Source organism: Bradyrhizobium sp., assembly GCF_035701725.1.
Lineage (GTDB): Bacteria > Pseudomonadota > Alphaproteobacteria > Rhizobiales > Xanthobacteraceae > Bradyrhizobium.
Map to the genome: position 1 here is coordinate 1 of NZ_DASSRP010000439.1, position 9296 is coordinate 9296.

Consider the following 9296-nt stretch of genomic DNA (forward strand, 5'->3'; position numbering starts at 1 on the left):
GCCAGATGCAGCGCCGCCATGCCGCTGGCGGTTGCGATCGCGCCGACGCCTGCCTCCAGCGCCGCGATGCGCTCTTCCAGCACGGACGTCGTCGGATTTGAGATCCGCGTATAGATGTGGCCGGCGCGCTCCAGGTTGAACAGCGCCGCGGCGTGATCGGAATCCTGAAAGACGTAGGACGTGGTCTGATAAATCGGCACGGCGCGAGCGCCGGTTACCGGGTCGACGCGCTGGCCAGCGTGCAGGCTCAGGGTTTCAAAGGCAGGCGGCTTGGGGCTGGGCATGGAGCAACTCGTCGGTTCTTCTTCACCGGCTCGCGGGGAGCAGGGGTGTTCTAGACATGCACCGGGGCGCGAACCCGCCCGGCATTGCCGAACACGCGCAAGTATCGCTCGACTTCGCTCGGGATTCCGGTTGCCTTTTCCGGATTGTCCGAAAGCTTCACGGCAGGCCGGCCGTCCACCGACGTCACCTTGCAGACGATCGAGATCGGGTCGAGATCGACCGAGCCGTTCGGCGCACAGCCGATGAAATCATTGGTGAGGTTGGTGCCCCAGCCAAAACTGATGCGGACCCGGCCGGCGAAGTGCCGGTGAATTTCCTCGATCGACTCGACATCCATGGCGTCGGAAAATACCAGAAGCTTTTCCTTCGGATTTTTTCCCTTCTGCTTCCACCAGGCGATGATTTCCTCGCCGGCCTGGATTGGCGGCGCGCTGTCGGGGCGGAAACCGGTCCAGTCCGCGACCCATTCCGGCGCGTCGCGCAGGAAGGCTTTGGTGCCGAAGGCGTCGGGCAGGGCGATCAGAAGATTGCCGCCATAGGTATGACGCCATTGATCGAGAATGCGGTAGGGGGCCCAGCGCAATTCGTTGTCGTCGTTTGCCAGGGCGGCCGCGACCATCGGCAGTTCATGCGCATTGGTGCCGATGGCTTCGAGATCGCTGTCCATCGCCAAGAGCACGTTGGAGGTGCCGGTGAAGGACGAACCCAGCCCTTCCTTCACCGCCTCGACGCACCAGCGCTGCCAGAGAAAGCCGTGGCGGCGGCGCGTGCCGAAATCCGACAGGCGCAAGCCTTCGAGTTTCCGCAGGCGTTCGACCTTGGTCCAGAGTTTGGCCTTGGCGCGCGCATAGAGCACATCGAGCGCAAAGCGGCCCTGTCCCTTCATCATCTGGCGCGAACGTAGTTCGTTGAGGATCGCAAGCGCGGGAATTTCCCACATCGTGGTATGCGTCCACGGTCCGTAGAAATTCAATTCGTATTGGCCGTCGACCTTCTTGAGTTCATATTCGGGCAGGCGGAAGTTCGACAGATAGTTGATGAAGTCGGGCGAGAACATCTGGGTTTTGCCGTAGAACGTGTTACCGGCGAGCCAGATCAATTCCTTTTTGGAAAAGCGGATCGTGCGGGCGTGATCGAGCTGGGCGCGCAACTCGCTCTCGTCGATGACTTCGGCGAGGCGTACCTGCCTGGATCGGTTGATGACCGAAAAGGTGACCTGTTGCTTCGGGTAGCAATCCCGAATCATCTGCACCATCAACAGTTTGTAGAAATCGGTGTCCAGCAGGCTACGCACGATCGGATCGAGCCGAAAGCCGTGGTTGTAGGTCCGCGTCGCAATGTCATTAACGGTCATGGGTCAAGTCTAGCCTGCCCCAATTGCGGCAACCAGTGGATTTCAGCCGGCTTTGCCTTGCCGGATACGCATGATGGTGTCCTTGACCCCGGTCCAGGCCGGCTTTTCCGGTGCGAATTGCTGGCGCAGGTAGCCGACCAGTTCGGCAAGCTGGTCGTCCGACAGGTGCCCGCCAAAGGCCGGCATGTAGCCAAGGTCGCTCGAGACCGGCGTCGTGATCCCGTGCAGGATCACCTGGATCAGGTTGTCGGGGCTTGCCGCGTGGATGTTGCTGTTGAGGGCGAGCGAGGGCCGGCTGCCGAACAAAGGCGGTCCGCCAGCGGCGTGGCACACCGCGCAAGCGCCTTCGTAGAAGCGCTGGCCGAAAGGCGAGCTTGCGACGATGCGCGCGCCGGCAGCACTTTCAAGCTGGGCGGCGAGCGCCTGCTGGTCGGTTTTAGCCGCCGGTTCATTGAAGGAGGCGAGGTAGACCGCCATGGCGCGGATGTCTTCATCCGGCAGGGCCTTCAACTCCTGCACCACCGGCGTCATCGGACCGGCGGCGACGCCGTGAAAGCGCGAGAAGCCGGTCCGCAAATAGCTGAACAACTCGTCCTCGGTCCAGGGGATCGGCGCATGCGACAGCGATGTCAAAGCCGGGGCTTCCCAGCCTTCGGAAAAGCCGCCCGCGAGATAGGCGCTGTCCTTCTCTGCCCCCAGCGCGTTGCGCGGCGAATGACAGGCGCCGCAATGGCCGAGGCCTTCGACCAGATAAGCGCCGCGATTCCACACGGCTGATTTTGTCGCGTCGGGTAAGAAGGTGCCGGCATCGTGGAAAAGTGCATTCCAGCCAGCCAGTAACGGCCGCCAGTTGAAAGGAAAGGCGAGCGCCGGCGCGCGATTGTTCTGGCTTACCGGCGGCTGCGCCATCAGATGCGCGTAGAGCGCCTGCAAATCGGCATCGCTCGCTTTGGCGAAATGATTGTAGGGAAACGCCGGATAAAGATGCCGGCCGTCGCGATGAATGCCCTCGCGCATCGCGCGCTCGAATGCCGGATAAGACCAGTTGCCGATGCCGGTCTTGACATCGGGCGTGATGTTGGTGCCGTAGACGATGCCGAACGGCGTTTCGATGGCGCGACCGCCGGCGTAAGCAATGCCGCCGACCGAGGTGTGGCAGGTCGCGCAGTCGCCGAGCGCGGCGAGCTGCCGGCCGCGCTCGATGGTGGCGGAGGAAAACACCGAGGCGTCCGGCCGCGCGATCGGCGCGATCGCCCGCCACGGCAGGATCGCCGCGGCGATACCGATGCCGCCCGCGACGAGCGCCGCCGCGGTGGCGAAGACGCCGCGCCGCCTGGCAAACGGGTTGGACCAGCGGTTCGGGTCCGCACGGGTTGGGCTTGACGGCGCGGCGAGGGCGGCGGCATGCGCGACCTGTCCGCTGCGCAAGCCCGCCAGAATTCGCTCCGGCGTGAACGGCGGCTCGCGAAAGCGCAGGCCAGTGGCGTCGAAGATTGCGTTGGCTATTGCGGCGGCGCTCGGAACCGAGGCAGATTCGCCGACACCGAGCGGCGGTTGGTCCTGGCGCGGCAGCATCAGCACGTCGATTTTTGGCAGCTCCGGGAATTTGATGATGGGATAGGCGCCCCATTCGCGGCTTGCGACCGAGCGGCCGCTGAAGGAAACCTCTTCCATCAGCGCGCGGCTGGTCGACTGGATGACGTTGCCTTCGATCTGGTGGCGCACGCCGTCCGGGTTGATCATCAAGCCGGAATCCTGGCCCGCGATCACGCGGGTCACGCTGACATCGCCGGTCGCCTTGTTGACGGCGACGTCGGCGATCCAGGCCGACCAAGCCGCGCCATAACCTGGAAATTTGCTGTGGACGTAGAGTGCGTAGGCGAAGCCGCGGCCGTGCACCACGTCGCCCTCGGCCCGCTTTTCCTCCCGGACCGGGCGCGGCTTCCATTCCCCGCGTTCGGCAACCGCCTTCACCAGATCGACCGCGCGCGGGTCTTTCAGGTAGCGGAGGCGATATTCGATCGGATCGACTTTGGCTTCGTGAGCGAGTTCATCGATATAGGATTCGTGGGCAAAGGTGTTGGGCAATGCCGACACGCCGCGCAGCCAGGCGGCGCGCACGATCGGCGGCATGTCGTGGGCGACCACGCGCAGATGATCGTAATCGTAAGGCGGGATCGCCGTGCGGTCGCCCATCTCGGAGACCTGCGGCGTCGGCGCAATTGCGCCGGTCAAGAGCAGCGCCAGCGTCGGCGCGACGTTGGAAGGATAGCGCGTGGCAAAGTCGTAAGCAGCGACGCCGCCATTGGCATTCAGTCCGCCCTTGACGTCGATCAATTGCGCGGTGCCCTTCGGCTCCCAGACGTGTTCCTGCTCGCGCGTCAATTGCACGCGAACGGGACGGCCGACCGCGCGTGACAGCAGCAACGCATCGGCCGAGACGTCGTCGGCGCAGTTGCGGCCGTAGCAGCCGGCCGCCTCCATTCGGATAATCTCGATCTCGGATTCCGGCCGCTGCAGCAACAGCGCCAGATCGCCGCGCAGGATGTGAGGGTTTTGCGTCCCGGACCAAACGCGAACATGATCGTCGCGAAACTCGGCAACCGCGCATGATGGGCCGATCGAGGCGTGCATCTGGTAGGGCCAAAGATAGGTGCGGTCGATCTGCTTCGCGGCGCCCTTCAGCGCCGCGTCGACGTCGCCTTTGTCGATCAATTTGCGCGGCGTCGACGGATTGGCGCGCAGCGCATTCTCGACCTCTTCCAGATCGGGCAGTGTTGGTACTTTCTTCCAGGCCAGCTTGAGCTGAGCAGCGGCCTTGATCGCATGTTCTTCGCGCTCGGCGACGACGCCGACGAAGTCGGCAATGCGAACGACTGCAACGAGACCGGGAACATCGCGGACCGAGGATTCATCGACTTCGAGCAGGCTGGTGCCGACGAAGTCGCCGCCGTCGATGCCGGCATAGGGCGGCCGAACCACGCGGCCGTGCAGCATGCCCGGCACGCGGATGTCGTGGACGTAAACGAGTTCGCCGGTTGCTTTCGCCGGCAAATCGACCCGCGACACCGATTGGCCGACGATGCGGTAGTCGTCCGTGGACTTGACCTCGACGTCGTCGGCGAGTTCGAGACGGATGACGTCGTCGCCGATCAGTTCGCCATAGCTGATCGCGCGATTATGCCCGCGGACGAGGCCGTCCTCGATCGCAAGTTCCTGCGACGGCAGTTCGAGCCGCTCGGCGGCGCGGGCGAGCAGAAACTGGCGTGCCTGCGCTGCCGCTTTGCGCAAGGGCACGGCGGTGATCTGGATGGTTTCGCTTGCAATCGTCGCGCCCTGGTTCGGCACGCGCGAGGTGTCGCCGAGCACCACGACAACGCGCGCAAAGGACACGTCGAGTTCTTCGGCGACGATCTGTCCGAGCGCGGTTCGAATCCCGGTGCCGAGATCGACATGGCCATTATAGGCCGTGACCGAGCCGTCCGCGGTGATCTTGACGAAGGTCTCGAACGGATCGTCCACACCGGGCGCAGACGGCCGCACCACCGCAAGCGTTCCCGCGCGATGCTCGCCGCCATGGAGAGGATCGGGCGTTGCCATCAATCGCGTGCCTCGACCGCTGCACCCGCCGCGCGCATCACGGCGCGAATGATTTCGACATGGGCGCCACAGCGGCAGAGGTTGTAGCGCAGGGCTTCCAGCGCCTCCTGCTCGGTCGGATGCGGGTTGCGCGCGAGCAGCGCTTTCGTCGTCATGATCATGCCATTGAGGCAGTAGCCGCATTGGGCGGCTTGCTCGGCAATGAACGCTTCCTGGACCGGATCCGGATCGTTGCGTGTGCCGAGCCCCTCGAGGGTGGTTATCTCGCGGCCGACGCAGCCTTCGATCGGAATGACGCAGGAGCGCGCGGCAACGCCGTCGATCAGGACGGTGCAGGTGCCGCATTCGCCGAGCCCGCAGCCGTATTTCGGCCCGTTCAGTTCGAGATCGTTGCGCAATACATAGAGCAGGGCGGTGTCAGGCGACGCGCCCACTTGATGCATTCGGCCGTTGACGCGAAGGCGGATTGGGGCGTCAGTCATCCGTCGGGCGAGGCTCTTGGCGCTTGGTTTAGAGACGTTTCGAGAATAACGTTTGCATACAAACGTGCAAGCCCGTGGCTACGGCTCTGACGTGGTTCGACGAAGTCGAGGCAACCCCGAACGAACGTCGGAAGCCGCGGCGCTGGCGTCTAAACGCGCTTGACAGTCTTTCGCCGCGCGCGCAACATCGTTCGTATACGAACAAAATGCTTGGTTCTAACGCCCCTTGCAAAGGCTTCGTTGATGTCGACTGAGGCGATGGCCGACAAGATCCGCTGCGATGCGTGCCCCGTGATGTGCTACATCAAGCCGGGCGCGTCAGGCGCGTGCGACCGCTATGCCAATCACGATGGGCAATTGGTGCGCGTCGACCCGCATGTCCTGTTGGAGCGGACGGTATCGCATGGCGGGCGGCTGGTGCCGTTCCAGGCTGGCGGCGACTGGGACGGCAAGCTCGTCCACCAGAATGACGTTGTCGTCACAGCGATCGGCGCTGGCACCACCTATCCCGATTACAAGCCGGCGCCCTTCATCGTCTCGTCGGAAATCGACGGTGTCGACATGGTCACGGTGGTGACCGAAGGCATTTTCTCTTATTGCGGCGTCAAGGTGAAGATCGACACCGACCGCTTCCTCGGGCCCGAGACCGCGACGGTGCGCGTGCAGGGCGAGGCGGTCGGGCACGTGACGACCAGCGAATACGGTTCGCAGATGCTGTCGCTGGGCGGGGTCCATCACCTCACCGGCGGATCGAAGAAGGAAGGCCGCGTCACCTGCGATGCGCTGATGGACTTGAGCAACTGCAAGCCGGTGGAGATGACCGTCGACGGCGGCGCGACCGTGGTGGTGCAGGCGGGCCACGCGCCGACCATCAATGGCGTGACCGAAGAGCGCATGAGAGTGGGCTGCGGTTCGGCAACGATCGGCATGTTCGCCAAGCAGTGGCAGGGCAAGGTCGACGAGGTCGTCGTGGTCGACGACCACATCACCGGCGTGCTGAGCGAGCACCAGGCCGGCAAGGTGCTGGATATCGCCGATACCGGCATCAAGATGAAGGGCCGCCGTTCGACGCCCGGCCGCTATTTCCAGGTCGCTGAGCCCGGCACCGGCTGGGGCGGTACGCAGATTTCGGACCCGCTGTCGATTCTGGGGCCGTTCGATCCGAAGGTCGCAAAGCCCGGCATGACCATGCTGATGGTTTCGACCACCGGCGAGCACGCCGCCTACTATGAACTCGATCAAGCTTTGAAGCCGGTCCAGAAGCCGATGCCGGCGGATCTGCAGTTTTCCGTCGAGCGCATCCAGGAGAATTGCGAGCCGGCACTGTGCACCGTGCTGTTCATGGGTGGGGCGGGCGGCTCGCTGCGCGCCGGCGTCACCGACAATCCGGTACGCCTGACCCGATCGGTGAAGGACGCCCTGACGCGCGTCACCAGCGGTGGCGCGCCGGTCTATGTCTGGCCGGGCGGCGGCATCACCTTCATGGTCGATGTGACGCGGCTTCCCGCGGGTGCATTCGGCTATGTGCCGACGCCGGCACTGGTGGCGCCGATCGAGTTCACGATGCGGCTGTCGGATTATGCGGCGCTCGGCGGCCACATGGATCATGTTCGTCCCCTCGCATCCTTGAAGACCGAAATCCGTCAGGTGGCGTCGCCGCAGCCGAAAACGGGAGCGCAGTGATGGCGCGGCGGCCGCAGGTCGGATGGCTCAAGGACGGCAAGCGGCTGCATCTGCAGGATGGTCCGATCGATCTGGTCGTGGAGGCTCACGGCAGCCGCGAAAACCTGCGCCTCGCTTACGCGGCCGCGGTCGAACGCTTTACCGGCCTGCTGGATGAGCTCTGCGGCGAGTTGGCGCTGTTGCGGTCGCCCGCTGATCCGTCGCGATGCGCCCTGCAAGGCGTGGTCGCGCGCCGCATGGATGCGGCGGTTAAGCCATTCGCAGACGATCATTTCATCACGCCGATGGCGGCGGTGGCGGGCAGCGTGGCGGAGGAAATTCTGGGCGCGATGGTGCGGGCCGCCGCGCTGCGCCGCGCCTATGTCAATAACGGCGGCGATATCGCCTTTCATTTGGCGGATGGCGAGCAATTCACCGTCGGGCTGATCGATCGGCCGGATGCATCTGGATTGATGCGAACGGCGGTTGTTCGCGAGTGCGATCCGGCCCGCGGCATCGCGACTTCGGGTTATCACGGGCGAAGCTTTTCGCTCGGTATCGCCGATGCCGTGACGGTGCTGGCGCGCAGCGCAGCGCAGGCCGATGCGGCCGCGACCATCATCGCCAATGCCGTCGACCTGCCGGACCACCCCGCGATCGTCCGCTGTCCGGCCAACGAGATTCAGCCAGACAGCGATCTGGGCTCACGCCTGGTGACGCGCGAGGTCGGCGCGCTGACATATCAGGCGATCGCCTCGGCGCTGGAGGCAGGCTGCGCCAAAGCGCGCCAATTGCTCGATTTGGAGCTGATCGAGGCAGCGGCGCTGCATCTCAAAGGCGAAATCCGCGTCGTCGGCTTGCCAAGCCCGCCTTCCAGTGTTCTTCATCGGCCGCAGATCAACGAAAGTAGGATGCATGTGTAAGCTGCATTCGGCCATCATCGCCGTCCCCCAACAGGGTGCCCGTCCATGACCGTTGTCATCCGCAAGATCGTGACCGTCGTCGAAGAGACGCTGATGGAAATGGGGAAGCCGGTAAGCCCACCGGTCCGCCGCGCCGCCGCGATCGCCGTGATCGAAAACCCCTTTGCCGGCCGCTACGTGGAGGATCTTTCGCCGCTGATCGCGATCGGCGAAGAACTCGGCGAGTTGCTCGCCAAGAGAGCAGTGGCGGCGCTCGGGATCGACGGCGCCAAGGTGCAAAGCTATGGCAAGGCCGCGGCCGTCGGTGAAAACGGTGAGCTCGAGCACGCGGCAGCGATCTTGCATCCGAAGATGGGTGCGCCGGTACGCAAGGCGCTCGGCAAGGGCGCGGCGCTGATTCCATCCTCGAAAAAGCGCTCTGGCCCGGGCACCACGCTCGATATTCCGCTCGGCCACAAGGACGCGGCCTTCGTCAGGAGCCATTTCGACGGTATGGAAGTGCAGATCAACGACGCCCCGCGCGCGGGCGAGATCATGGTGGCGCTCGCGGTCACCGATGGCGGCCGCCCGCTGCCACGGGTCGGCGGCCTCTCGGTCGGCGAGATCAAGGGCGAAGACGGATTGCGATAATCTATTGGATCAACGCTGGAGGGTAGAGGCATGCAACGAAGCAAGATTCTATTGGGCGGATTATTTGCCTTGACCTATGCGGGTCTCACGCATGGCGCCTTGGCGCAGAGCGGCGAGATCAAGATCGGCGAGATCAACAGCTACTCGCTGCTGCCGGCCTTCACCGAGCCCTACCGCAAGGGCTGGCAGCTCGCGGTCGAGGAGATCAACGCGGCCGGCGGCGTCAACGGCAAGAAGCTCGTCGTCGTCTCCAAGGACGATGGCGGCAAGCCGGCGGATGCGCAGACCGCGGCCAACGAGCTGGTTTCGAGCGAAAACGTCGCGATGCTGACCGGCACCTTCCTGTCCAATATCGGGCTT

General features: G+C 64.4%; 8 protein-coding genes. 4 read left to right on the forward strand and 4 right to left on the reverse strand.

The features are described 5' to 3' along the window. The 4 genes from VFL62_RS26805 to VFL62_RS26820 all read right to left on the reverse strand — a co-directional run. Window positions 1–284: PLP-dependent transferase (locus VFL62_RS26805; RefSeq protein WP_325175417.1), on the reverse strand; the 284-nt coding region annotated here is incomplete at its 3' end. A 50-nt stretch (window positions 285–334) separates the two neighbouring features. Beyond that, window positions 335–1639 carry a nicotinate phosphoribosyltransferase gene (gene pncB / locus VFL62_RS26810; RefSeq protein WP_325175418.1) on the reverse strand — a complete coding sequence of 435 codons (1305 nt, stop codon included), beginning with the start codon at window positions 1637–1639 and terminating at the stop codon, window positions 335–337. A gap of 42 nt (window positions 1640–1681) precedes the next feature. Continuing rightward, complete coding sequence (locus VFL62_RS26815; RefSeq protein WP_325175419.1) at window positions 1682–5239, reverse strand: molybdopterin cofactor-binding domain-containing protein; 3558 nt, start codon at window positions 5237–5239, stop codon at window positions 1682–1684. After that, window positions 5239–5721 (reverse strand): (2Fe-2S)-binding protein, encoded by a 483-nt coding sequence (locus tag VFL62_RS26820; RefSeq protein WP_325175420.1) that lies wholly within the window; start codon window positions 5719–5721, stop codon window positions 5239–5241. The genes VFL62_RS26815 and VFL62_RS26820 overlap by 1 nt, the downstream gene beginning before the upstream one ends. 243 nt (window positions 5722–5964) lie before the next feature. Between VFL62_RS26820 and VFL62_RS26825 the strand changes: the two genes are divergently transcribed. The 4 genes from VFL62_RS26825 to VFL62_RS26840 all read left to right on the forward strand — a co-directional run. Continuing rightward, window positions 5965–7404 (forward strand): 6-hydroxynicotinate reductase, encoded by a 1440-nt coding sequence (locus VFL62_RS26825; protein ID WP_325175421.1) that lies wholly within the window; start codon window positions 5965–5967, stop codon window positions 7402–7404. Beyond that, complete coding sequence (locus tag VFL62_RS26830) at window positions 7404–8306, forward strand: UPF0280 family protein (RefSeq protein WP_325175422.1); 903 nt, start codon at window positions 7404–7406, stop codon at window positions 8304–8306. The genes VFL62_RS26825 and VFL62_RS26830 overlap by 1 nt, the downstream gene beginning before the upstream one ends. A 45-nt stretch (window positions 8307–8351) precedes the next feature. Next, window positions 8352–8936, forward strand: a complete 585-nt coding sequence (locus VFL62_RS26835) for an amino acid synthesis family protein (RefSeq protein ID WP_325175423.1) — start codon at window positions 8352–8354, stop codon at window positions 8934–8936. 30 nt (window positions 8937–8966) lie between these two features. After that, a partial coding sequence (locus tag VFL62_RS26840) for an ABC transporter substrate-binding protein (RefSeq protein ID WP_414644854.1) occupies window positions 8967–9296 on the forward strand: 330 nt, incomplete at its 3' end.